At 62.7% G+C, this 25,958-nt stretch carries 16 protein-coding genes; 6 read left to right on the forward strand and 10 right to left on the reverse strand.

Features of this window, described 5'->3' with window-relative positions; genetic code table 11:
* The first annotated feature begins 117 nt into the window (after positions 1-117).
* Positions 118-1,230 (forward strand): hypothetical protein, encoded by a 1,113-nt coding sequence (locus J8I29_RS14115; protein ID WP_209432119.1) that lies wholly within the window; start codon positions 118-120, stop codon positions 1,228-1,230.
* A gap of 111 nt (positions 1,231-1,341) precedes the next feature.
* Here J8I29_RS14115 and J8I29_RS14120 read toward each other — a convergent pair whose 3' ends face one another.
* The 6 genes from J8I29_RS14120 to tssK are packed head-to-tail and all read right to left on the reverse strand — an operon-like array spanning position 1,342 to position 11,754.
* Complete coding sequence (locus J8I29_RS14120) at positions 1,342-3,903, reverse strand: serine/threonine-protein kinase (RefSeq protein ID WP_245196982.1); 2,562 nt, start codon at positions 3,901-3,903, stop codon at positions 1,342-1,344.
* Between the two features lie 20 nt (positions 3,904-3,923).
* Positions 3,924-4,691: a protein phosphatase 2C domain-containing protein gene (locus J8I29_RS14125; RefSeq protein WP_209432121.1), complete on the reverse strand. Its 768-nt coding sequence runs from the start codon at positions 4,689-4,691 to the stop codon at positions 3,924-3,926.
* Complete coding sequence (tagF, locus tag J8I29_RS14130; protein WP_209432122.1) at positions 4,691-5,344, reverse strand: type VI secretion system-associated protein TagF; 654 nt, start codon at positions 5,342-5,344, stop codon at positions 4,691-4,693. The genes J8I29_RS14125 and tagF overlap by 1 nt, the downstream gene beginning before the upstream one ends.
* A 34-nt stretch (positions 5,345-5,378) precedes the next feature.
* Complete coding sequence (gene tssM / locus J8I29_RS14135) at positions 5,379-8,945, reverse strand: type VI secretion system membrane subunit TssM (RefSeq protein WP_209432123.1); 3,567 nt, start codon at positions 8,943-8,945, stop codon at positions 5,379-5,381.
* On the reverse strand, positions 8,945-10,408 hold the full coding sequence (icmH, locus tag J8I29_RS14140; RefSeq protein ID WP_209432124.1) for a type IVB secretion system protein IcmH/DotU: 1,464 nt from the start codon (positions 10,406-10,408) through the stop codon (positions 8,945-8,947). The genes tssM and icmH overlap by 1 nt, the downstream gene beginning before the upstream one ends.
* A gap of 11 nt (positions 10,409-10,419) precedes the next feature.
* The gene (gene tssK / locus J8I29_RS14145; RefSeq protein ID WP_105860554.1) at positions 10,420-11,754 is read right to left on the reverse strand and encodes a type VI secretion system baseplate subunit TssK; all 1,335 of its coding nucleotides are present in this window, start codon (positions 11,752-11,754) and stop codon (positions 10,420-10,422) included.
* Positions 11,755-12,033: 279 nt separating this feature from the next.
* Between tssK and J8I29_RS14150 the strand changes: the two genes are divergently transcribed.
* Together J8I29_RS14150 and J8I29_RS14155 are read left to right on the forward strand one after the other, a co-directional pair.
* A complete protein-coding gene (locus J8I29_RS14150) occupies positions 12,034-12,504 on the forward strand; it encodes a DUF1036 domain-containing protein (protein WP_348536016.1) in 471 nt (156 codons plus the stop codon).
* 85 nt (positions 12,505-12,589) lie between these two features.
* Positions 12,590-14,962, forward strand: a complete 2,373-nt coding sequence (locus tag J8I29_RS14155; protein WP_209432125.1) for a M23 family metallopeptidase — start codon at positions 12,590-12,592, stop codon at positions 14,960-14,962.
* A 139-nt stretch (positions 14,963-15,101) separates the two neighbouring features.
* On the opposite strand, the gene J8I29_RS14160 is transcribed toward J8I29_RS14155, so the two are convergent.
* The 4 genes from J8I29_RS14160 to tssI form a co-directional block, all read right to left on the reverse strand.
* Entirely contained in the window at positions 15,102-15,365 is a 264-nt protein-coding gene (locus J8I29_RS14160; RefSeq protein ID WP_209432126.1) for a hypothetical protein, read from the reverse strand.
* A gap of 732 nt (positions 15,366-16,097) precedes the next feature.
* On the reverse strand, positions 16,098-17,429 hold the full coding sequence (gene tagH, locus J8I29_RS14165; protein WP_209432127.1) for a type VI secretion system-associated FHA domain protein TagH: 1,332 nt from the start codon (positions 17,427-17,429) through the stop codon (positions 16,098-16,100).
* A gap of 140 nt (positions 17,430-17,569) precedes the next feature.
* A complete protein-coding gene (locus tag J8I29_RS14170; protein ID WP_209432128.1) occupies positions 17,570-18,124 on the reverse strand; it encodes a hypothetical protein in 555 nt (184 codons plus the stop codon).
* 303 nt (positions 18,125-18,427) lie between these two features.
* Positions 18,428-20,185 (reverse strand): type VI secretion system tip protein TssI/VgrG, encoded by a 1,758-nt coding sequence (gene tssI / locus J8I29_RS14175; RefSeq protein WP_209432129.1) that lies wholly within the window; start codon positions 20,183-20,185, stop codon positions 18,428-18,430.
* 307 nt (positions 20,186-20,492) lie between these two features.
* Between tssI and J8I29_RS14180 the strand changes: the two genes are divergently transcribed.
* From J8I29_RS14180 to J8I29_RS14190, 3 genes are all read left to right on the forward strand, one after another.
* The gene (locus tag J8I29_RS14180; RefSeq protein WP_209432130.1) at positions 20,493-21,860 is read left to right on the forward strand and encodes a hypothetical protein; all 1,368 of its coding nucleotides are present in this window, start codon (positions 20,493-20,495) and stop codon (positions 21,858-21,860) included.
* Between the two features lie 282 nt (positions 21,861-22,142).
* Positions 22,143-23,417 (forward strand): type VI secretion system ImpA family N-terminal domain-containing protein, encoded by a 1,275-nt coding sequence (locus J8I29_RS14185; protein ID WP_209432131.1) that lies wholly within the window; start codon positions 22,143-22,145, stop codon positions 23,415-23,417.
* A gap of 278 nt (positions 23,418-23,695) precedes the next feature.
* Positions 23,696-25,936, forward strand: a complete 2,241-nt coding sequence (locus J8I29_RS14190; RefSeq protein WP_209432132.1) for a caspase family protein — start codon at positions 23,696-23,698, stop codon at positions 25,934-25,936.
* Positions 25,937-25,958 lie beyond the last annotated feature (22 nt).

Below are 25,958 nucleotides of genomic sequence, written 5' to 3' on the forward strand. Positions count from 1 at the left end.
GCAAGTGACGTCGAACCGATCAATCCAGGGCAGGCGTCAGCTGCGGGACGCCTTTGCAATTTTACGACCGGACAATCCCGGCTCCTATCGAGCCATATCGCGTGGCTGGACGCGACGGTGATCCCGCTCTTGCGCAACGCGGCCAATCCGTGGGTCGATGTGTTCGGATATGCCAGCCGGAGCGGCGACGCTCAATTCAACAAGCGGCTTTCGGACCAACGCTGCCAGGCCGTCGTCGACCATATCAAGGCTGCTGTATCAGGCGTCTCGTTCCCGCAGCAATTCGGTTACGGTGAAAGCCAGAGCGGCGGCCGCGACAACGACAATGACGGCTACTGGCGGGCGGTGGAGCTTTACGTCTACGCCACCGGCCGTCCGCCGGCACCTGCTCCGACGCCGCCACCCGCGCCCAACTTCGTCTGCGGCCCTGATGTGACGACCCAGGTCCGGGAGACCTGGAGCCGGATCCAGGTCGAGTTCCGGGCCCGGTCGCGCCGCGACAAGATCTCGCTCTGCAACGAGATCCTCCTGCCGGTCAAGGATCCGGCCGGCCTGGTCAAGGAGGTGACGGATTCATTGCTGGGCGGCAAGGTGCCGGATCTCAATGCCCTGCTCGCCAAGGTGCGCGCCCATGCGAAGATCGACGGATGGGATGTCATTCCGCTTTATCAGGGCGCATCCGAGTGGCTGCGAACACCACCCATTTTCGATCCGGCCCTCAACGGCCCGATGGCGACGCCGTCGTCGTCCGACTATGCCAATCCCGACCCTTTCGCGGCCGGGCACGAGGACGAGGCCACCTGTTCGAATACCGTGCAAGTCGCCGGCCAATGCTGGCTGAACGGCAGCGTCAACTATGGAACCTACGGCATCATGGTCCGGCTGTGCAGCGAATTTGCCGCCTCGGACATCTTCATACCGAATACCCTCAGCAAGAATCCCTTCGACCACCCGCTCAAGTTCAACCCGGTCGTCCGGGCCATCTATTCGCTGCTTTGGGCGACCATGCTGATCAAGGCCTATAAGAAGTTCGGCAACAATCCTGAAGGTGCGATCATTCCGGTTGCCTGGACGAAGGCCACCTTCGAGGGCGGCCCCGCCGCCACGCCCGGCCTGACCGGCAATCGTCCCAAATGCCAGTTTAGCGCCGGGCCGGATGGCAGCATCGTCACCTGGGACTATGTCTGGGAGCCGCTCAAGCCGCGCGACGCAGCCAAGCTTCCCAAATGACGGTGCCCCGGCAAGTTGCGCGCTTGTCTGTTTGCTTCGATGACATGTTGCGGCTTGCGTCGACAATTGTGGATTGCTCAATCCATAATCCTGGCTCGACTTGGCGAACCGTCACTGGTCGCGAAGCTTGAGATAACCCGCCACCGTGGTGACGTCGCGCGCATTCGCGATCTCCTTCAGGAAAGGCGTGATGAAATCATCTGCCTCGAAAGCATCCTGCGCGTTGATGCTGATCAGCGGCCGCGGTGAGGCCACGGCGAACACCAGCATGGGAAAGAAAGGCGGCCGAGCCTCGCCCTCGACCCTGGCCGGCGCCGACAGGCTCAGACCGGCCTCGATCTCCCCCGCCTTCATGGTGATGCAGGAGGCGCAGAGCCGATTGATGTTCTGAATCCCACCCTTGTGGTCCATCACGAACAGATAGATGTTGCGCTCTCCCGCTCCGGTCACGGAAACGGTAAGCGGATCACCCGGCGTACCCTTGTCCGCATCACCGCCGCGGATTTCGGACTTGCTCAAGACGATCTTCAAGGGCGGCGCGCCTGCAACCGACATGCGGCGCAAGGCGCCGACGAAACCGCATTGCTGGTCGGAAACCGCTTCGAGCCTCACTGTCGGCGCAAAGTTCGCCTTGAGCTTGAAGGCATTGGCGAAGCTTTCCTCCGCCGCCGCGGTGCCGAGGGCCGTGACGGTTGCGGAACTGGCCGTTACATCGTCCGCCGTCGCAGAAAAGCAGCTATCCGCTCCAAAACCAGCGACGAAATCCCTGAGCACAGCAGGCGTGGGTGACGTCACAGCCGCCAATTTGGTGCCTTCAACCGCGGCTTTCGCCTTTGCAGCCAGATCATCAGGACAATCGGCTCCGCATTGATCGAGGAACCGCTTGAGTGCGGTAGCATTCTTGCCGGCAGCCGTGAGCTGCGCCGCGAGGCGATCATGCCGCACGGCCAATTCTTTCGCGGCATCGATGCGGGCCCGGGCTTGCTGGGCGAGATCGCCGGGGCAGTCCGCACCGCACTGGTCGAGGAAATTTTGCAGGGCGGTTCTATCCTGCCCGGCATTTGCAAGCTGGTTTGCCAGGTCGGCACGGCGCTTGGCCTGCACCTCCTGGGTGTTGATGCTGCCCCTCGCCTGGCGGGCCAGATCGTCGGGGCAGTCCGCGCCGCACTGCTCGAGGAAGCTTTTCAGCGCAGCCACGTTCTGGCCGGCGCTCGCAAGCTGGTTTGCCAGGTCCGTACGGCGCTTGGCCTGCGCCTCCTGGGCGCTGATGCTACCCCTCGCCTGGCGGGCCAGATCGTCGGGGCAGTCCGCGCCGCACTGCTCGAGGAAGCGCTTCAGCGCAGCCACGTCCCGACCGGCACTCGCAAGCTGGTTTGCCAGGTCCGTACGGCGCTTGGCCTGGGCCTCCTGGGTGCTGATGCTGTCTTTCGCTTGGCGGGCGAGATCGTCGGGGCAGTCCGCGCCGCACTGCTCAAGGAAACTCCTCAGCGCGGCCACGTCCTGGCCGGCGCTCGCAAGCTGATTGGCCAGGCGGTCATGGCGCTCGGCCTCCTGTCTGGCAATGGTTTCCTGGTTGTTGCCATTCGGCGGCTTATCGTCTGGCGGCTTGTCGTCTGATTGCCTGCCAACGGGCGTGCCGTTGCCCGAGAACAAACTCCCATCCGAATAGATCCAGCCGCCAAGGGCGCCAAGGCCGATGACTGCGGCAGCAGTAATGCCGAAGATCGTATTGCGCAGGGCATGTGACGGTTTGGCCGCCGTGGCTTCGGCTGGTTTGACGCCGACGGCCTTGGGCTTCTCGGTCTTCGGCTTGGGGGTTGCCTGATTATCCGGCCAATCGCGGATGGCAGCCATGTCCTCGGGGCGCCCCGCCGGATCGGGCGCCAGCATCGCCGCGAGCACAGCGTGAAACTGCCGGGGAACGCCGCCGAGATCGGGCACGCTCCGGCGTTTTTCGATGATGTCGAGCTGTGAGCCGGTCATGTCGAGCGGGCGGCCGCGCATCGCCGCCGCCATCACCAGAGCCAGGCTGTAGATATCGGATTTGGGCGTGACCTCGCCGCCGTAAAGGCCGAGCTGCTCGGGCGAGACGAAATTGTATTTTCCGGCAAAACTGCCGCCCAGCAAGGTTTCGCCACCGACATTGGCAGACCGGGCAATGCCGAAATCGATGATCTTGGCATTCTGGACCAGGCCACCCGGCAGGATGACATTGTCGGGCGACATGTCGCGATGAATGACGCCGGCAAGATGCGCCCGGTGCAAGCCGTCGGCCAGCCGGCGCAACAGCGGCATGAACTCTGCAGCAGTGAGCGGTGCGTTCTTCACATGGGCCGCCAGCGAGGGCCCATCCACATATTCCATCGCCAGATAGGGCCGCGACAGCACCGGATCGATCGAGAATACGTAATAGCGGACGATGGCCTCGTGGTAGAGGTGGTTGAGGATACGGGCTTCTTTGCGGAACAGCCCGAGAATGGTCTCGTCCTCGGCATATTCCGGCAGCACGATCTTGATCGCCACCGGATCACCGGTCTGGATGTTGTGGCCCTTATACACTTCTCCCATGCCGCCGATGCCGAGAAGGGCATCGATGCGGTAGGTCTGATTGAGTTCGGCGCCGACGCTCACGGCCGAGCCGCGGATCGCGATCCGGGTTCGTTCATCGTTCAAGGATGGTTCCATCGGCGCCATTATCGCATCACAAGCGTTGTCGCGCCTTTGTCGACGACATTGACGATGACAACAGAGATGTTGTCCTTGCCGCCGCGCGCCAAGGCAAGTTCGAGAAGTTCATGGCTCGCCTGGGTCGCGCTCAGTCTGCTGCTCACGGCGAGGATTTCCTCATCCTTGACGTGTCCGGTCAGGCCATCGCTGCACAGGACGAAACAATCCCCCGACTTTATCACACCGGTGGCTTGCTCGAGCTCGAAATCATCGATGGCTCCCACGGCGCGGGTCACGACATTGCGGCGTGGCCAACTCGCCGCTTCATCCTGGCTGATGATGCCGCGATCCACCAGTTCCTGCACTTCGGTATGGTCATGCGAGAGCTGCTCGATGCGCTCGTCACGCACCAGATAACAACGGGAGTCGCCGGCCCACAAGCAACAATAATTGCCGTCAACGGTCAGCAGCGCCACGACCGTCGAGCCGACGATATGCTCGGGCCGGCCCTGGGAGCGGGCCAGCAATTCAGTGTTGACGATGCCGATCTCGCGCCGGAACGCCTCGGAGAATTCCACCAAGGAGGTGGTCTTGCCGAGACCTCGCGCGGCATCGCCGATCATCGCGCTGGCGAGATTGCCGTCGCGGTGGCCGCCCATCCCGTCAGCCACCATCCATATGCCACGCGCGCCATCGGTAAAGATGCAGTCCTCATTGAAGCGGCGCACATGACCCGGATGGGTCAGCGCCGCGGTTTCGAATTTCAGATGCTCACCGGATGCCCAAGGGTCCATCAAACAGCCTCCCCTGTCATCAGGAACGAAAAGAACTGGGCGCCGGGCTTGCCCTCGGCCACCACGAGCCTGGCCGGATGCCCGCCTTGCCCGCCCTGCGTCCACCAATAGCTGCGGCCGCCATTGCGGGCATCGCCATCCGCCATGTCGAGCGAACGGAAAGCATCGGCAACCGGCAGGTCCTCGCCGGGCCAGAGCAGCAGGCTCCCCTCGCGCTGCGGCGGCGCCAGGCGCGATGCGAGGGGCGGAAACGGGATTTGCGCCAGCTGGTGGGCCGGCTCGCGCTCGAACTGATCGTCGAGCATATGGAGCAGGAATTGCTCGCAACCCTCATGCCACTGGTCGAGCCCACGAGAGGGCGGCGGTTCCAGATAGGTGTCCGCCGGCTCGCAGGCGCACACCGTCAGCGGAAAATAGCGCCCCACCCCGTCGACCGAGGCCATCAGCGCACCGGTCACCGCCGAGCCGAAGACCCGCCTGCCGCACCAGAAACGCCAGATCGGAAAGCTCAGATAGATCTCCTGCCAGCGCTCGCCGAGCGCGTGCCGGCTGGCTGCAACCGCGCTCTGGAGCCACTCCTCCCATTGGTCGAGGAAGGGCCGCGGCATGTTGTAGGCCACGAAATCCCGCTTGGAGGGCAGCTTTCCGAACATGCCGCACATTGTCATCATGATGGCCGACAAAGAGTTACAGATCCGACGGACAGGCGAATTTGAGTTGCGACAGGATGGTGAAGGGATTGTCGAGCGTATCGAAGGTCAACTGATAGGTGACTTCGCGGCCGCCGACGACGAAACGCGCCGTCGCCTTGTTGCCGGATTGGCGCATGTCCCCCTTCTGCAGCAGGCGATAAAGGGCCCAGGCCCCGGTGAAGCGCAATGAGGGAGACGTGCCATCGCTTTCGGGCATGGTGATCGAGGCGGTGCCGTCAGGGGAGCGCCCCGGCCATTCGAAATCCCCGCGCGAGACCACGCCGAACGGACTGTCGAGCTTGGTGCCGTTGACCTCGAAGCTCACCGAGGCTGTCTTCTGGCTCATCGACTGCGTCACCAATGCGAATTTCACATTGGGCGAGGTGCCGCGGCCGCTGAAGAAAGCCTCCTTGATGCGTGCGGCGTTCTGGAACTGATGCAGCGTTTCGGGCGAGAGCGCCTGGCTGAACTTCGAATTCTGCTTCCAGCCCCAGGCCGCGCCGGAGGTATCCACCAGTCCCGCCAGCTTTTCGCGGAAGAAGGTGTCGAAGACGCCGTTCGGTCCGAACAGGCGGCCGAACTCGCCGATCGGCACCTCCTGCTTGCCGTTGGGCGAGAAGGGATATTTGTTGCCGACGATGTTGAGGCATTCGCGGGTGACCGAGCCTTTCAGGTCGCCCTTGAGGTCGGCCACCTTGTCGCCGATGATCTTCTGCTCGAATTCCGCCATGGCATCGCGGAACATGGTGTCGAAGGGCGTCTCGAGCCGCGACGAGCTGGTGGCGATGGAGCCGAGGAAGGTCTGCATGTTCTGGCGGGCCTGCACGGCGCGCTCGAAGTCCTGCTCGTCGATCAGGCTCTGATAGAGGCCCTTCAGCTGCTCGACCAGAAGGTCGATCTGGCTCTTGTCGCCGTTCTTGCGGACAAGATCGTGATAGCGGCGGAAATGTTCCTGGATGATGGCGCCGGGCACGAAGGGCGCTTCGACATTGCCGCCGCGGCCAGAAGCTTTCTTGGCGGCATCGAGCCCGATTGCAGCCATGTCGTCGAGCCTGCTGCCGACGGCTTTGGTCACGGCCTTGGTGGCGGCCTTCGCCGCCGCATCCTTGAGCTTGCCGGCAACCTCGCCATCAGCGCCCTGCCGTGCTTCCGTCAGCCTGGTCTGCGCCGAGATCGACTCGAACAGGAGTTTGATCGGCGAAGCGGCGCCCGTGGCGGCCCGCAGCGTGGCATAGCCGGGCTTGTCCGCGGCGAAACTGTTGAGCTTCAGTTTTCCGAGCGCCGCGGTCCAGGCCTTGATGAATTCCTGGTCGTAGATGCGGTAGAGATCGGGGCCGAGATTGGCATATTGCTCGTCGATGGCCTGCGTGCTGCCCGCCTCGCCCAGAACCCAGCGCTCGTTCTGCAACAACGTGATCACCGACTTCATCTTGTCGAGGAACAAGGCGTAGAAGCCGTCATAGGTGAACAGCGACTGGACGCCGACGCTCTCGACGGGCGAACCGTCATTGGTGCCGAAGACGACGGCGGCATCGGGACCGGCATTGCCCGCCACGGTCCAGTCCCTGACGCTCTGGTCATGCGCGGCCGACTTGATGATGGCAAAGGCCCGCTCGGCCAGCGACAGCCGCGTCAATGCCACCTGGCTCGCCTTGACGAGATCGCCATTGAGGGCGATAGGACGCGGCGTGCCCTCGATGCCCAGCATGGCGTCGAGATGGCGGCTCAGGCTGTCGCGCACGGCCTTGTTGGGTTCGCCCGGATAGAGGTTCTCCCAATCCCCGCGCATCCAGCCCTCGATCAGGGCGGTGTCCACCGGAATGGCAGGATCGCCACCCAGCATCATATAGACCTTGAGCGGTTCGTAGAGCTGCTCGGGCTGATCCTGCAAATCGGCGAGCCGCTTTTCGAGATGGAAGAGGATGCGTGGGCGCAACAGCCGGTCCAGCCCGTCGCGATAGGCCGCGACGCTTGCCGTGCCGATGCGCTTGTGCTGCCCCAGCCCCAATGTCTCGCTGATCTGCGGCTCGGTCTCGAGCTTGTCATAGCCCCAGGGAAAGTCGCGCAACCTGTCGAGTGGACCGATGACCTTGGGGAACTCGGCATCATCGACCGGATCCTCCTTGAGCAGGCTCGCCGTATCGTTCGCATAGGCGGCGGTGGCGGCATCGGTGCGGTCGATCAGGGCCTTGTTGCCGTAATAGCTGGTCAGCCAGCCGCCAAGCGCGGCCAGCGTCACGCCGGCGACGAGCACATAGCCCGAGGTCTGCAGCAGGAATTTGCGGCGCACCGCGGCGGCATTGGTGGAAACCCAGCCGGCCTCGCCGAACACCACCTTGGTGAGCAGATGTTCGAGGAAGAAGCTCTTGGCTTTTCCCGAATAAGCGAGGCTGGCGCCGGCCTGCAGGCCGAGATCGCGCGACAGCGAGCCCAGCAGCTGGTCGATTGGCGTGCCTTCCTGGGTGCCGGAGGTGAAATAGAAGCCCCGCAGCGCGGCGCTGGTCTGGTAGCGCGTCGGCTCGAAGATCTGGTTGAGGAAGCGGGTGATGACGGGTTTGAGCGCCGCGAGCTGGGACGGCAGGCCGGTGAGCCGCACGCGCGAAATGGGGTCCGGCTCTTCCTGCAGGCGATCGGGCAATTCGGCGCTCAGCCGCGAGACCAGAAGGTCGATCTCCGGTCCGACGTCACCGACCCGGTTCTCCTTCTTGTTCCTGGTCTGGAAGGTGGCGCCCCAGACGGCCTTGCGTTCCTCGGGGTCGAGATTGCCGAAATATTCCATGAAGCCGGCGATGAGGTCGGCCTTGGTGAAGACGACATAGACCGGGAAGTCCACCTGCAGGCGATTGTTGAGTTCGGCCAGGCGTTTGCGGATGGCGACGGCATGGGCGCCGAGTTCGGCCTCCTTCATCGACAGGAGGTCGCCGATCGAGATGGCCACCAGCACGCCGTTGATGGGCTGGCGCTCGCGGTGGCGCTTGAGAAGATCGAGGAAGGCGAGCCAGCTCTTGCGGTCGGATTCGGTATCGGAATCCTGTGTGGTATAGCGCCCGGCGGTGTCGATGAAGACGGCATCCTCGGTGAACCACCAATCGCAATAGCGCGTGCCGCCACTGCCAGCGATCGGCCCGGTATGGGCGGCCAGAGGGAATTTCAGGCCGCAATTCATCAACGCGGTGGTCTTGCCGGCGCCAGGCGGCCCCACGATGAGGTACCAGGGCAGTTCGTAAAGGAAGTCGCCCTTGGTGCGGCGCGAGCCCTTGAGCGTGAGCAGGGCATCCCGCATCTTCTCGGCCAGGACGCCGGCGTCGGAGCCGTCATCCTCGGGTTCCCGCACCGCGATATTCTCGGCGAGCGCCCGCGCCGATTGCCCATGCCTGTAGATGCGATAGGCCAGCCAGCAGAAATAGATCGCCAGCAACAGGCCGATCAGCGCCAGCCGCAGCCACGGACTGTCGAACGGCTCGATGCCGCCGACGGCGACCAGCGGCAGCACCAGCCAGATCACCGCGCACAGCGCGACCACGGCCAGGAAGCTGACAATGAAAATGATCCAGCGCTTCATCACATATCCTCGCGCGGGATGAACACTTCGACACGCCGGTTCTTGGCCTTGCCCTCGGCCGTGTTGCTGAGGTCGATCGGTGCGGTGTCGGCCAACCCCGAGGTGGTCAGGCGCTCGGGATCGGCAATGCCGGCGACGAGGATCTTCTCGACGGCCTTGGCCCGCTGCTCGGAAAGCTGCTGGTTATCCTTGTAGCGCACCGTGGCGCGAACCGGCGTGTTGTCGGTATGGCCGACGATGCGGATCTTGCCGGGTTCCTTGTCGAGCGCCGCGGCGATATGGCCAATGACCGGCACGGCGTCCGGGCGCAGGGTGGTGCTGCCCCTGTCGAACAGGGAATCGTTCAGGAGCCTCACTACGATATCCTTGCCGGAATAGTCGGCCGAAGCCTTCTTGGCGGCGATGTCGTCCTTCAGGCGTTCGCGGATGCGCTCGAGCTGGGTGGTGACCTTGATCGGTGGCGGTGGGGGCGGCGGTGCGGGCACGGTGCGGTAGATATGGATGTCGCCGGTCGGATGCAGCGCGAGCAGGCCGGCGCTCGCCGTGTCGGAGAAGCCGCCGAGCAGCCAGCGGAACACCAGGAAGCTCAGGAGAAGCACCCCGACGGCGACGGAAGTGATCGCCCATAAAGGCACGGTCCGCCGCACATAGGCGGCGGCGATATCCTGGCCCCGCCAATGCGGCGAGATGTGATCCGTCACCCGTGCCTCGCGGGCGCGCAGGGTTTCATAGAGGTCGCGGCGGATCTGCTGATGCGGAACGTCGCCGCCGGCGACACGGTATTTGCCCTCGAAGCCGAGCGACATGCAGGCATGCATCAGCCCGAGCAGGTTGTGATTGATCTGCGGGTGCTGCCGCAGCTTGGCCAGTTCGTCGAAAAAGCCGACGCCGCTGTCGCGCACCTGAAAATAGCGGCTCAGCATGCTGTATTGCGTCCACAGATTGCGGTCCGAACTCGGCAGGTTCTGCACGATGTCGTCAGCGGTGGCACAGACCGCATATTTGGCGGTGCGCACCTGGGGTTCGGGAATGCCGCGGGCATTGAGCTCGGCCTCGAAGGCCTCGATGCCCTGCGCCACCGTGCTCATCATCGGCGCGACCTGGGGAACCTGCCTGGCGATGCGGATATTGGCGAGCACGAGCAGCAAGGGCATGGCCGCTTCGAGGATGGGATTGGGGCCGCCGGTCTTGTCGCTGACGCCGAGCGCCTCGAGATCGACCGTGGCGGGACCGAGCGGCAAGGGCGGCTGGGCTCGCGGCGTCTCGGCCAGAGCGGCCTGATAGGGCTGCGGCGCTGCCGAGCCTGCCGCCACGCGCGGCCCGCCCCAGATATCCTGCGCGGGCGCGGGAGTGCCGCCCGGATAGGGCGCGCCCTGGCCGTCACGCCGGCCGCCCGGATTGGGCTTGATCACCGTCTTGTCGGAGTCGGGGTTAGACCCGAACGGGCCCTTGCCGTTCGTCATGTGCCCACGTCCTATTTCACGTCTTCCTTGACGACCCACAGATTGAGCTCAAGCCCGGGCCAGTCGCCGGAAAAATGCATGCCGATGCCGCTCGCGGTGCTGAATTCCGGCCAGAGCGGCGACATGCGGTCGAGCGCGAAATAGACGTGGCTGGTGATCGCCCGGATCTGCGCCGGCGGCGTCGGCAGATGAATGAGCCCGATGCCCGGAAGGTGGGCATGCACGATCTCGTTCATGCGCGTATTGGGGCCGACCTTGAACAGAGCCGGGAACTGCGTCTGCAACTCGGTGAGCGAGCGCTGCGCCGCCACTTCGAGCACGAAGGTCGAGGCCCGGAACAAATTGCGGTCGGTCACCGTCGCCAGGAAGGCGTTGGTGGCCTTCTCCACGATCTCGAGCCGGATGGCACGACTGATGTCGACGCTGAGGAAACGCTGAATGTCGGCCAGGACGGGGGCAAAGGTGGTGCCAGGATTGTCGTGGTCATAGGCCGGATAGTCGTTGGCACGCCGTTCGCGGGTGGAATAGGTCGCCAGTTCTCCGGCCAGGCGCAGCAATTCAACATAGAGCCGCTCGGGATGGGTATATTTCGAACGGCGCATGTGCCGAAGCGCCGGGATTTCGCGGTTGAGCATCTGCAGCACGAAATAGTCGACGCTCTGCATGCCGCCGCTGGAGCGCGGGTCCGAGGCAAAGCGCGCCAGTTCGTCGAGCTTGGTCTCGACCCAGCCGATCACGCGATCGAGCCAGCCGGTGACGGCGGCATGGGCGGCGACCACCAGCACGGGCGGGGCAAAGCGCTCGTCGAAGACGACGGTCTTGTCGTTGACCTCGATGATCCGGGCGCAGAGCATGCAAACGAAGCCCGGTTTCGGTGTCCGCCGGATCTCGTAGCTGAAGCGCGGCACCGCGATATCGATCTCTTCCTCGATCTGCAGAGCCGAGGACGCATCGATCAGCGTCTCCGATTGCACCACATAGCGGCTGCCGCTTTCCGACTCCGGCTCGTCGACCTCGCGGCTGTTGGGTTGGGCCATGGGCATGCACAGCCAGACGAACAGCCCGGCGGCATTTTCAGGCACCATGGCGGGCGGCGGCGGCGGGCAATCGCCCGGAAAACGAAACGGCGTGCCGTCCGGCAGGATACCGGCGGCCCGGCGCAGGCCGAACTTGCTTTGCTGCGCCAGGTCGCGATCGATCTCGATCTCGCTGAAACCCCACGGATAGGGGGTGATCTGGCCGGTGCGGCCCTCGAGCAGATGTTCGAGATAGCGATCGCCCTGCTGCAAGTGATGCGGCCGGAGGAACAGACCTTCCGACCAAGCGACTTTGCTATACCAGGACATCGATCAGCCGCCCGAAGGATTTGGTTGTTTGATTGTCAGGCTCGGCAATGCTGTCGCAAGGCCTCGCCAAAAAAACGTTCGGCCGTTGCGCGAGCAAATTCTCTCGGCTTCCTATGAACTGTGCCATATGACCTGAGGAAGTCAAGCGATCCACCGGCTTACATCGACCCTACCTGCGTAGTCTAGAACAGGCGTTCGACTGTCGCCTCCCCCATTGTGAGGTAGACAGGAAGAGGTGCGGCAGCTACGAAATTTGTATTCGCGTGGTACAATCGGTCCGTGCTCTGGAAGCTGTTTCCTCAACATCTATGGTTGCGAAGGTTCGGCTTCGCCACGGTGCCGCTTGGCCTGATTTTGGCCCATGGTGGCCAGGCTGAAGCAGCTTTCCGGGTGTGTAATCAGTCGGTCACCCTGTACAACGTTGCCATCGGCGCCGAAATTGACAAGAAATTCGCCACCGAGGGCTGGTGGACATTGCCGGGCAATACTTGCGTCACGCCGATCAAGGAAGACCTGACCGACCTCAAGCTTAGATATGTTTATATCTATGCGACGACTGCAACGGGTGACAGCGCATTCGAGGGAAACTGGGACATGTGCGTCGACACCAAGCGCTTCAAAATCGAAAAAGTGCAGGACCAGCCCTGGGATTGCTGGGTGCGCGGCCTCGTGCAGGCCAAGTTCAAGGAGGTCGACACCGGCGATACCGGCTCGTGGACGGTCTTCATCCGTCCCGACGACAAACCCTAACCTCATCAACGCCCTTGCCATGGACGAGAAGACAGTCATAGCCGGGCAACCATCCTCCGATCCCGCGGATCCTTCCCGGCCGGCCATGGCGAAGCCGCAGTCCGAGCCTGGAGAAGAAGACAGCAACGCCACCATCATCGCGCCGGCCAAGCCGGCCGCGCGAATTGCCAGGAAAGCCGCCAAGCCGGCAATGGCCGGTGCCGGCGCGGCCGGAAGTGCTTCCAAGGAGAGCGCCAAACCTGCTCCGCCCGCCGCCCGCCCCGCAGGCCCGCTGGTCTATCTCACCATGGCCGCGGCCCTCGTCTTTCTCGGCCTCGGCTCGGCCGTGACCACGATCTATCTGCTCGCGCCCGATCGAAGCCGGCAACAGGTCGTGGTGACGGACAGCGATCTGCAGGCCAGCCTCGTTCCGGTGCAGGGCGAGGACAATGAAGCGGAAGACGAGGCCCTGATCCGGGCGGCGATCAAGCCGCGCATCATCGATCTCAGCGGAGATCCGGTGATCGTGCCGCAGCTCGCCGATGCTCCACGCCAGTTGATCAAGCTGGCAAGCGATACGCAGCGCAAGGCGGCGGGCAGCCTCGGCATCAAGAGCGAGGTGTTCCGTCTCAAGGACGTGCTCGACCTGCCCACGCCGCAGTCGCAGGTCGCGGTGCTGGGTTCCCAGGAGGACATCGCCATCGCGCAGGAGGCGCCGGCTGCGAGCGGCACGACGGACAATGGACCCAGCATCGACGCGAGCACCGGCTCCTCCTCGATCGCGGCTTCGAGCACCAGCACCGGCGACCGGGTCGCGGATTTTGCCGAGAAGGCCAAGGCGCGCATCCGCCTTGCGGACGCGCTCAACAATCTCGGCCTCGATACCCAGCGGGCAAACGCAGCCGGTGAGGCCTTCACCACCTTTTATAACCGCCCGATGCTGGAGGCCGATGACCGCTATGTGGTGCGCGCGGTCGCCGTGGACGGCGACCCCAACCGCATGCAGCCGGTGCAGATGTCCGTCTATGCCAAGACCGAGCTCGTCGGCTCCATCGCACTCAACGATGTCGGCACCTTTGTGCGCTCCGAGGACCCCTGGTATCGTCGCGATCCCTTCGCCGCACCGCTGGCGCCGGTACAGGTCGATCCGGAGAACCAGCCGCGCCTGCTCGATGCGATCTATCTCACGGCCCTGCGCAACCGGCTGCCGGCCCCGGTGATCGGAGAAGCGATCATGCTGCTGTCACGGGCCCAGGACCTGGAACAGAAGGTGCAGCCGGGCGATACGATTTCGCTGATCTACTCGCCGGCGCCCCGGGATTCCAAGCAGGGCCTCGGCCGCATCGTCTTCGTCAGCATCGGGCGTACCACCGGCAATCTCGATTGCTATGTGATGCAGCCGCAGGCCGGCGCCCCCTTCGAATGCGTGTCGTCGGCGGGGCAAGGCAGCCTGCCCGACGGCGGCGGCATGGTCACGCCCGTCAACGGCGTGATCGTCGCCAGGTTCGGCCCCCAGGGCACGGACAGCGCCGCCACCCAGATGAATTACGGTATCGACTGGACGGCTCCCGTGGGTTCGCCCGTGGTCGCCGCCTATCCGGGCAAGGTTACCGCGATCGGGGAGGAAAGCGGCTTCGGCACGGTGGTGCGCCTCTCCCATGACGACGGCAAGACGTCTATGTATGGCTATCTCGCGCGGGCGGCGACCGGGCTTGCCGTCGGCAGCAGCGTCCAGGCCGGCGAAGCCATCGGCTATGTCGGCACGCCGGCCTCCAGCCGCGAGCCGCGCCTGCATTTCGAGGTTCGCAACAATGGCGTGCCGGTCGACCCGGTCGCCGACAGCCAGGTGAACACGGCCGCCCCTGCGCCCGCGACCACAGGCGGCGCCAACGGCGCCGTCGACCAGTTCGTCGGCCGCATCATCACCATCGAAAGCGGCAACAAGTGCAATGCGGCCAATCCGCTCTCCACGGCGGTCGGGCTCGGCCAGTTCATCGAGTCGACCTGGATGACCACCATCCGCTTGCATCGCCCGGATCTCCTGGTCGGCCGCAGCCGCCAGGAAGTGCTGGCGATGCGCACCAATTGCGACCTCGCGCGGGCGATGACGACAGCCCATACCCGCGACAATGCCGCGGTGATCCGGCAGGCTGGCCATGCCGTCACGCCCGGCAACCTCTATCTGGCGCATTTCCTCGGCTCGGGCGGCGCGGTCAAGGCGCTCCGAGGCCCGCAGAACAGCCTGATCTCCGACGTGTTCGGCGCCGCCCATGTACGGGCCAACCCCTTCGAGCAGGGCAAGACGCTGAGCTTCCTGATCGCCTGGGCAGCCAAGAAGATGGGTGCGGCGGTGGCAGGCACTTCGACACCATCGCAGGATACGGGCACCACCACGGCCAATAACGAACCGCTGGCGAAATTCGCCAGCGATCCGGCCTTTGCCGCTCTCAAGAGCTCCGTGTTGTCGCTGCTACAGTGAGGATCGCGGCGATGCATCCCAAAGCGTTTCACGATTTGATGGATTCGGCCGTAGTCGCAAAGATGCGTCGAAACACCCAACCACAATGATCGTGCATTCTTTCAGCAGACCCCTCGATTCAAACTCCCGGCAAGCCGCTCTACGGCGTCACCTCCACGGCAATCTCGGTCTTATCCGGGGAGCGAAGAGAACCGGTGAAAATGGTCTGCAACCCGAGGTGATCTGTGCCTGTGAAGCCCGGATTTGGCTGATATTTGACTGCCGTCATCGGTATCATCCGTTCGTTGCATTTGTAGAGATGACTTGTCTTCGGATAAGCGGGATGGTCCCTCACCTGAACAACAGTAGCAACGCCATTCGACGGAGGCGTGGTAATCTTGATAGAGGGCGGCAGATCATACATGATGCAATCATTGGCAACCTGGTAGGCGCTATACACCGTAAGCGACTGATCTTTTTTCGTATGACGCGTGACGGATGGGCCCACTCTCAAACCTTTCTCAAGGGGTTTATTATCAACACAGCTCCCCAAGACGCACACAAACCCTAACGGGAATAGAATATAAGCCGCCCTCATGACTTTCCTGACCCTTGCTGACACTCCGGCCAATCAACGACGAGGAGAATACAAATGCAAGCTCGAATTCACATGACATAACTCTGCGCGTCGTGATTAATATTTGGATTATATCTATAATTCAGAATTATATTATTTACCTGCATATCAAATACATTAAATATATTTTTAGTATTTAGCGGCTTTTTGAAGTAAAAATGTAACAATTATTTTAAGATTTTTTCTATTGTTGATTAAAATTACGACTCTAAAATATGCTTAAAATATTTATTACTTCTCTAACCCCACCTCCGTAAATCCGGCGATACGAATATTGAGACGAGCATTAGTATCGATCGGTCAAGCGACTACATCCCAGCGCTCGTCGCCACTATCGGAGCCCGCGAAAAGGGCAATCCTGTGCATAGGAGCGCGGGGGGCGCTTCGGCATGCTTGATCTTCCAGCTGACCGCGGGCCGTTGTTCTTCAATCCTGTCTGAGTACATCATGGGTTGCGCCGTCGCAGGCTAGTCGCTCACATTAAAAGCAAAAGAGCCCCTGCATCCAGCATGCCTTGCTCTACGAATGCCGGTTGCGGTTCGAAGCGCTCAGCTTGTCATAGTGCTCGGCATAGAGCTCCAGGAAGGCGCCGAGCATGCCATGTTCACGCCGGCCGACCCTGGCCGCCCAGCGCTCGGCATAGAGCTCCCAATAATTGCCCTTGCCGGAAAACAGGGATTTCCTGGCGTCCGCCGCAGTCTTGATGGCATCGGGCGACAATTCGTCGAAGAGTTCGGTCAGCGCCGCCTGCATCGAGGCCAGGAACGCGACCTGGTGCATCTTGAGATCGCCGAAGGCATTCTCGAGCGCGGCCTTGCCGTCGAGATAGCCTCGCGTCCGCGGGCCGAGCATCACCCGCAGGGCCTCCTCGGGGGTCGGCATGAATTTCAGCGGATTGTTGTCCTCGGCGCTGATCATGGTGCGGTTGCCGGCGCGCGACAGCGCCTTGGCCTCGGCCCTTGCCCGCAGCAGGGCCATCACATGCAGGCAGGCGATATTGAGGAGCCGTCCGGCATCCTCCGCCAGATCGCCGGCATCGACGCCGCCGAGGACGTTTTCGGGAATGCCGGCGCCGGCTGCAAAGCGGCGAATGAACTCGGCCGCGCCGCCATCGCCCGGCGGCGGCCCCGGGGTGCTCTTCGCCACGGCAGGCCTCGGTGCCTCGGCCGCTTCCCGGGGCGCGGCCACACTCGGGGGTGATTCCTCCGCCACCGGTTCGGCCTCGGCGGGCTCAATCCGGTGGACGGGTGCGATCGGCTCGGGATCCTCGCTTTCCCACAGTGCGGCGGCCGGTGTCGGCGCCGGAATGGCCGGTCTCGGCTTGCGGATCGGTTCCGGTTCATCGAGAAGGGGCGGCACATAGGCGGCCTGGTGCAGAAAATCCGGCCCGCGGTCGGCTTCCCTCAGCCGCGGCAACAATTGGCTCGCATCGATGGGGGGCGGCGCTTCGTGCGGGCTGTCCCAGATGTCCGCGGCTGCCAGCGACGGGCTCGGACCGGGGGATTGCACCGGCTGGGCCGGCTGGACCGGTGCCTGCGGCAGCTTGATCGACACCGCCAGCACATAGTCGCCCACAGCCAGCCTGTCGCCATCGGCGAGACGATAAGGGCTTTGCAGGCGCTTGCTCGAGCCGTTGAGAAAGGTGCCGTTCGTCGAGGTATCCGTCAGCCAATAGGCGCCGTCGTAGAAACGCACTTCGCAATGCTTGCCGGAGATCACCCGGTTGCGGTCGGGCAGGGTCCAATCGAGATGCTGGTCGCGCCCGAAATCGAAGCCGCGCTTGTCGATCGCGAACTCCAACGGCCCGCCATCGGGCAGGCGATCAAAGTTCTCGATCTTGAGTGTCAGCATGGCAGTTGCAAAGTCCCGTCACGTCGTGGGCATACGATAAACTAAAGCGTTTCCCGAAAAAATTGATAGGCCTTTCGACTAGAAAACACGTCAGAACAGAGGGTTACAGCAAGATGTCGTGAAATCGCACTTTGCCTCGATCAGGAACCGCCACGGCGCAGCAGCGCCACGGCATCGCCGACCAAGTCCTCCATGCCATCGACCTGCTTGGCCAAGGGCAGGCCGGCGACCAACAGCGTCAAGCCGACATTCACGGCATGGCCGGTCAAATGCGCGGGCGGCGGCACCGGATGTTCGGGATTGGGCGAGAGGCTGCCCCCGCTCCAGCCCACCGCCAGCGCGGCCCAGGCGAAGGCGCCCTTCTCGGGATCGTCCATGCCGGCGTCGAGGGCGGCCCGGCGCGTGGTTTCCATGGGTTTTTTCAACCAGTCCTCGACCAGGCGAAGCAGGTTGGCCTCCGCCCCGCTCGGCGGCTGCGGCCGCCGGCGCAGCGCCAGGCTCAGCCATTGCACGGCCTCGCGGCGCGGCAGCACGAAGGCGCAGAACGCCATGGCCTTGCGCGCGCCGCCCTGCGCCAGCAGGGCATCGATGAATGCGAAAGGCTCAAGGTCGAGATTATATCCGGAAAACTCGCCATCGAGGTTCGGAAAGGCTTCGATCACCTGCCGGGCCGTCGAGAACCGAAGATACTTCATCTCGTCTCCTGCGACCGTACGAATACGTTCTTTCGACGCCCGGTCATGCTCCATATCGCATCATTGCATGCTGCGATGTGTGCTCGGTCACAACTTGCAAACAAATTGCGACGGGATGACACGAGCGAGCCAATAAGACGGGCTCGTTCTTCGCGCTAACTCTTTGTTTAAACGTATTTTTGCAATTTCCAGCGCTTTCGTCCAACCAAAAATGCTCCGCAGCATCGCAATCGATGCCCGGAAATCCACTGCGTTGCTGCTGATGCATGCGGTCGCCTGTCCGCCCGGCCGGGGGAAACAGGCCTAATTGATGAAAACCAGGGCGCCCTGGACCGTCAGGGGGGCCGCGGCACTGACCTGGCCAAGCCCGTTCGACTTCAGGCTCATCACGGCATCCGATTCCAATGTGATGAAGGTGGATTTGAGCTGGATGCCCACGGGGGTCATGGTGAAGGTGCTGTTCCCGACGATAAACTCGATCTTCTGATGGGCCTTCACCGTCCAGGTCGACATGATGGTTTCGTTGCGGCTGTTGCCGATCTTCACCTCGACATTCTGGCCGATCTCGCGCCGCTCGTCGTTCTCGACCTTGCCCTCGAGATCGTTCTGGGCATGGAAGCGGATCAGCTCGTTGCCGGCAGTGTCGTCCATGATCAGCTCGTTATAGCCCGATCCGTCGAGCGTCTGCGTCTTGGTGCCGGAGACCGCATTGAGCTTGTCCTTCACATAGGGCGCGACATTCTCGGCATTGTAGACGCTGCCCGTCACGAGAGGGTGGTCCGGATCACCCTCGATATAGTTGACCACGACTTCCATGCCGATGCGCGGGATCTTGACGTCGCCCCAGCCGTTTCCAGCCCAGTTCTGGGCGATCCGCACATAGCGCGACTGGCTCTTGTCGCGGTCCCAGAAGAACTGCACCTCGATGCGGCACTGGTCGTCCACGTCGCTGACCACCACGGCGGTCTGCGGCCCGTGGATGACGGGCTTGGCCGTCACGGCCGGAGCCCGGAATGCGATATCGAGCGGCTGAAACTCGTAGCTGCCGGAATAGCCTTCCTCACCGGAAGCGTCCGTCGAGCGATAGGCCTGGCCACGGAAGAGATGATGGGCCCGCACGATCAGATATTTGGTCCCCTTGCTGGCGGGGGGATTGCCGTCGAGCGTCATGGTGAAGCCCGGGCAGCAGGTGACGGCGTCGCCGCCGGCGATCACGCGTTTGTCGATGGCCTGCTCGGCCTCGAGCCTGACATTGGCAAGCGTGGTGCCGTCGCCCTTCTCCGTGTAGCGGCCGGGATAGTCGTAGAGTTCGAGGTCGCCATGCTGATATCTGGCGCTGGCCGCCTTTTCCGCCATCAGGTCGGTGCTCGGCTTGTGATAGTCGTAATCGTCGAGCGTGACCTTGCCGGAGCGCAGGCGCCTGCCCTCGGCCCATTCGTTCAGCCTGTCCTTCGCGGTGATATTGTCGAGGCCGACGGCTGCAAATTCGAGCGCCGCACCGCCGAGCTTGGGCTCATGGGCCGCACTCGCATCCGCCATGACAAGCTTATGATCGGACTCGTTATGCTCGAAATAATAATAGATTCCGTATTCCTCCATCAGCCTTGAAATGAAGGCAAAGTCGCTTTCGCGATACTGCACGCAATATTCCAGCTGCGGATAGCTTTCCGTCAGGCGTTGCTCGAACTGGATGAAGCCACGATTGTTCAGCACCTGGCTGATGATCTCGGGCACGGTCATGTGGCTGTAGATCTTGCAATTGGTGGTCCTGGTCAGCAGCCACAGCCAGGGGCGGAGCACCAGGCGGTAATAGCGCAGGTCCTGGTCCCTGCCGATCCATTGTGTCTCCACCAGCACGCCGTTGAAACTGCGCTTGACCCCTTCGTGATGGGACTGGATTTCCAGACGGCATTTGGTGCCGAGGATCTTGTCGAAATCCACCTGATTGTCGTCGCTGACCACTTCGAGGCGATATTCGAAAAGCTCGCTGAGGCCCTCCGACCCTTCAAAACGGGTGACGACGAGCTTGTCCTTGCCAAGGCTGCTCGTGAAAGAACCCATTCGTGTGTCTTGACCGAATATTTGTGCCACAGCCTGCCCTCGCTCCATCACGTCGGCCAATCAAGGCTAGCTCTGTTCAAGTTCAGCGTCTATGGCATTGACGTCTTGTCGCTTCCCACATTTAGGGGGTCCCAGTCATAGTTCTCGCATCTGGGACTGGCGGGTTTCGACATTCTTGCTATTCTTGTCTGAGGGTCGGTCGCTCTCATGATTTAGACGCCTCGCTCAGTTGACGGGTGACTTGGGCGGCCGAGGCCGGAGCAAAGCGCGTTGGGCGTATCGTCGGTTATGGTTCGAGGACGGTGCGATGAGCCCGGTTGCGGAAGATCTGAGGCAGTTGGGACATCTGCTTGCCACCGATACATTGGCCGTCATCGCGGCAATCGCTCTGATGAGCTGGCTGCTGCGTCGGCGCGAAGGCGTGCTGGCCTGGCTCTGCTGCGCGGGTATCGCCTGGTGCGTGTTCAACCTCGCCGGCCTGACCGGCATCGGAGCCCGGCTCCCCGATCTTCCGGCCAGCCGGATCGCCCTGCTCTACCCCGTGCTCTTCACCACGCTCGGCCTGGCAGCGAGCCTTGTCGGCGCGAGCCTTCCCCGCGGCCTGGTGGTCGCGACGGCCCTCGCCTGTCTCGGCCTCGGCGTGGCCGCGATCCCGTTTCATGGCTGGGAGCTCACACGGATCGCGGGTCTTGCGAGCATCGGCGTATCGCTGCTCATGCTGGGCTTTTTCGCGACGAGGGCGGAGACGCAGATCGGCGCGGCTGAGAGACTGGCTCTGGCGGCCCTCAATGCGCTCGGACTCGGCGCTCTCGGCGTCGACCTCTATGCCGGAACGATCTGGCCCGGCAAAAGCGTGCAGTTCTCGCCCTATGTCGGCGTGATCGTGCTGGGCTTCAGCGGCTTCGTCATAATGCGGCATATCCTGGCCAATGCCGAGGCGCGGGAAAGGCTCAACCAGGCGCTGGGCCAGCGCATCGAGACCACCAAGGCCAACCTGCTGGCGAGCGAAAGCGCCAGGCATGCCCTCGAAATCGCCCATGCCGTGAAACTTGAGCGGGAACGCCTGATGCGGGAAATCCATGACGGCATCGGCTCGAGCCTGGTGGCGGCCCTGGCTTCCGCCGAACGCCAGGGCAAGGAGAGCACGACGGCCGTGGTCGCCCTCAAGGGCGCCCTGACCGATCTGCGCGTTGCGGTCGACTCGCTCGAGCCGGTGGAGGGCAATGTCGCCACCCTCCTCGCCAGTCTGCGCTATCGCTACGAGCCCGAACTGCGAAAATCGGGAATCGCCGTCAAATGGATGGTCGAGGACGTGCCCGAACTCGACTGGCTCGATGCACCGAGCGCCCTGCATGTGCTGCGGATCCTGCAGGAATCGGTCAGCAACACCATGGGCCATAGCAGGGGGACGCAGCTCACCTTCCAATGCAAGATGGCGCTGCTTCAGGGAAGGCCGGGCCTTCGCATCGAGATTGCCGACAATGGCAGCGGTTTCGACATGGATGCACCGGCCATAGGCCGCGGCCGCCGGAACATGATGCAGCGCGCCGAAGCCCTCGGCGCGAGGCTGGAAGTGCTGAGCAAACGGGGCGAAGGCACCGCCACCATCCTCTGGCTGCCGCTGGTGCGCAAGCAAGGACTGATTCTGGAGGAGGGCCAGGCAGCGGAACGCTAGGTCAGCCGGTACTCTCGCATGACGAAATAAAGGATCGCTCGATCCAAAACCTGGTGCCGAAGCGACCATGGTCGCCGGCGGCGACCGACGCAGCATTTCCGCGGCCTCCCCCATATGGGGGGTTGCGGGTAAAGACGCAGAACCTCATCATTTCCAAAAGCGCTTGCGATTTGAAGGAACCGCTTCAAATCGCAAAGACACGTCGGACCGAAGAGTTAGAGTAAGAATGCGGTCCGGATAAATCGCACTTTGCTCCAGTGGCACCCCAACAGGCAGGCCAAGATGGCAGTCTATGCCGGCATCGAGAAAGAGATTTCAGCCGACGCTCCCTGCGGACCGGATCCCGATACCGATTCCGATGCCCAGAATTTTCTTACCGTCGCCGAGGGCCAATTGCCGGCGAGCTATCGCAGTTTCAACAGGAAGTCGTTTGAGTCCAAGCAGACCCTTGCGGATCTGCGCGCCCATCTGGAGAAATCGCGCGATCTCCGCTATCTCATCCTGGCGGCGAAATATCACATTCTGTCGGACGATCTGCCCGGTTTCGTGGATGCCATAGCAGCGACAAACGCCCTGCTTCTTGCGCAATGGGATTATTGCCATCCGACCGAGACGGCCGGCGGCGCGGAACTGAGGTCCGCCTTCCTCAAATCGCTCGATGACCTGCCGACGGTGGTCCTGCCGCTGCAGAGCGCCACCCTGATCAACGACAAACGCCTCGGCGCCCTGTCGATGCGCTCGGTTCTGGTCGGGGAAGGCAAACTCCCCCCTCGCGAGGGAGAGACGGCCGTCGACTCCTCGAGCATCAAAGACGCCTTTGTGCGTTTCGAGCCGCTTCAGCATCTTGTCGATCTGACGGCCCATCTTGAAACCATCCTTGCCAGCCTCGACAGCCTGCGCCAGCTTTTCATCGACAAGGCGGGGCATGAGGCGGCGCCGCAATTCGAGCAATTGCCGGATCTGGTGCGCACCATCCGCGCCTATGTCGGCGCTATCGTCGCCACGCGGGAACCGGGCCTGGCATCGGCGCAGCCCGCCGAGGCCGATGAGGTGCGGGAAACCGCCGCCGCCCCTTCAGCATCCGCCCCTCTCGCACCCTCGGATGTCGCCTCGGTGAAGGAGGCTTCCAACGCCCTGGCGGCGGTCTTGATCTATTATGCAGGCAAGGAACCGTCGAGCCCGGCCAGGCTCCTCCTCAAACAGGCGCATCAACTCGTCGGCAAATCCTTCGTCGAAGTCATGAAGATATTGGCGCCCGGACTGGTCGATAAAGCGAAGATCCAGATCAGCGGTACCATGCCCTTTGCCCTGAACTTCGCCCAGCTTTCGGCGCTGGCGGTCGAGGAAGGCAAGCCGGACGAGACGGAGGCAGAGGCCCGTACCTATTCTGTGGCGACACGTGGCGAGGCCACAGCGCTGATGCGTCAGATCGAGATTTTCTACAACAACATCGAGCCTTCAAGCCCGATCCCCATGCTGATCGAGAAGGCGAGATCCCTGGTAGCCAAGGATTTCAACGCTCTTCTCAGCGAGATCTCACGCAAAGACGAGAAGTAGGATGACAAATCCTGAATCAACCAGGATGTCGCATCGATGCGTGGAAACAAGACATTCGAGGAGCTAAGTAAGGTATTCTTATTTTCTCTTCTATTCTTTCGGAATAGACCGATATCACCATTTCGAGAGTAGCAGTAAATTGCTTCGAAAGCTGATATCATAGGATCAATATAGTATAGGAGGCGTCGGTGGAGATGCTGACCTCAAAACGAACCCCGGGCATGCGTCCTTGCCTCGCCTGGAAAACTCGTCTGCCAGTTGCTGCACTTGCGGCCGTCATGCTTGCCTTGCCGGCGGGCGTGAAGGCGGCAGAGCGGCGCGTGGCCTTCGTGGTTGGAAACAGCCACTACACGGTCGTTCCGCAGCTCAACAATCCGGACAAGGATGCACAGGCCGTCGCAGCCGCCCTGAAGCGCGAAGGCTTCGAGGTGGTGTCGGCGCTCGATCTCGACCGTAATGAGTTCGACAAGGCCCTGCAGCGCTTCATCCGCTCGCTGCCGGGCGCCGAGCTCAGCGTGTTCTACTATTCCGGCCACGGCATCCAGGTGGGCGGCGACAACCGCATCATTCCCATCGATGCAAAGCTGAAGGATCCCGCCGATCTGGAGGTGGAGACGATCAACGTCAAGACGATCTTCGCCTATATGCAGCAGAACTCCAAGGCACAGCTGATCTATCTGGATTCGTGCCGCAACAATCCTTTCCAGTCCCGTTCTTTCCTGGTCGGGCCCGAAAAGCAGATGGCGGTCGCCGGTGTCGGCCTTGCGCCCCAGTCCAGCCCGCCGAGCAGCCTCATCGCCTATTCGACCCAACCCGGGGCGGTCGCGGAGGACGGCACGGGCGATAATTCGCCGTTCACGGCCTCCATGGTCAAATATTCCTTCACGCTGGGTGTCGATGTGCAACGCGCACTCGACAAGGTAACTGCCGACGTGTGGGAGGCAACCAACAAGCGTCAGCGCCCGTGGTCGGTCGGCACGCTGACCCAACCGATCTACCTGGCCAAGCCGGTCATTCGCATTGCCGCGGCGGCGCCCATCCAGATCGCAAGGAACGTCACCGTGAAGATCGGCCCGGCGCCCAAGCAGGGGGCGGATACGCTCACCGTGCAGGAGGCCCCGATACAGGTCGCCGCGCTGCTTGGAGAAACCTTCAACAAGCCTCGCCGCGTTCCGATCGGCGTCGGCCAGGTCGCGATGCTGGACGATCTTCCGCTGGTGCGTGCCGCGACGGGGGCGCAGATCCAGATCACCTCGGCACCGAGTTTCGGCACGATGTATCTCAATGGAGCACCTCTGGCCGAGGGGGACGTCGTCGACCAGAACGCTGTCCGGTCCATCACTTTTGAACCTTCGATCGGCTCGGAGGGTAAGGTGCAGAGCGTGCAGCTCAAGGTCGACCAGCCCGGAGGCGAGGGCCAGGTCGTCACCGGCAAGATCGAGTCCTTCGTGCCGATTTGCGACGACAAGGCGGGCGAGCCGCTCGATCCTCAAGGCGTCACCGCCGGCAAGTTGCCGAACGAGATCGATGCCAAGGCCGCCATCGCCGCCTGTGGCGAGGCTGTCGCCAAATTTCCGAATGTCGCGCGTTACAAATATGAACTCGGCCGCGCCAAGCTGGCCGACAAGGACGTCGCGGGCGCCATCGAGCTCTTCAATGCAGCCGCCGACGCAAGCTATACACGTGCCTACTATGAGCTCGGCTATCTGGCCGAGCGCGGCCTAGGCCGCTCGCAGGACCTGGTCGAAGCCAACAGGTTGTTCAAAATGGGCGCCGACCGGGGCGATCCCTATGCCATGCTCGCCTATGGCCGCAACCTTACGCTCGGCCGCGGCGTTCCCAAATCCGTCGAAGAGGGCGTCAAGCTGCTCAACCGGGCCGTGGAACTCGGGCATACCTATGCCATGAATGCGGTCGGCGCCATGTATTATTACGGCCAGAGCCTGCCGGCCAATCCCAAGCGCGGCGTCAAATTCTACGAAGCCGCACTGGCGCGGAACGACATCTATGCGATGCGCAATATGGGCATCGCCTATCTCGACGGCAAAGGCGTGGCGCGCAAGCCGGCCATGGCGATGGAACTGTTCAAGCAGGCCTCCGAAGGCGGCCATCCCAGCGCGCCCACCAATATCGGCGCCATGTATTTCAAGGGCAATGGCGTCAAGAAGGATCTGGCGAGCGCCATAAGCTGGTACGAGATCGGCGCCGAACGCGGCGACTTCTACGCGGCATCCAATCTGGGCTGGATCTATTCCAAGGGCCCGGCGGCGCAGCGCGATCTGGAAAAGGCCGCCTGGTATTCGAGCCTCGCCGTCGCACTCGACGCTTACGGCGAACACAAGGAAGAAATTGGAAATCTTCGGGCTTTGCCGCTGGCCGAGAAGCAGAAGGTCATCGACAAGCTCAATGCCGAATTGGGCAGCGATGCGGCAGCCCCGACTTCGGATGTCGACGACGCGGTCGTGTTGCTCGCCCGCAAGGCCTGGCAGAAGCGCAACCCTCGTCTCGACCTGTTCTGACAGCGCCGCCGCACCGACAGGC

The sequence above is a fragment of the Labrys sp. LIt4 genome, assembly GCF_017813775.1.
Taxonomy (GTDB): domain Bacteria; phylum Pseudomonadota; class Alphaproteobacteria; order Rhizobiales; family Labraceae; genus Labrys; species Labrys okinawensis_A.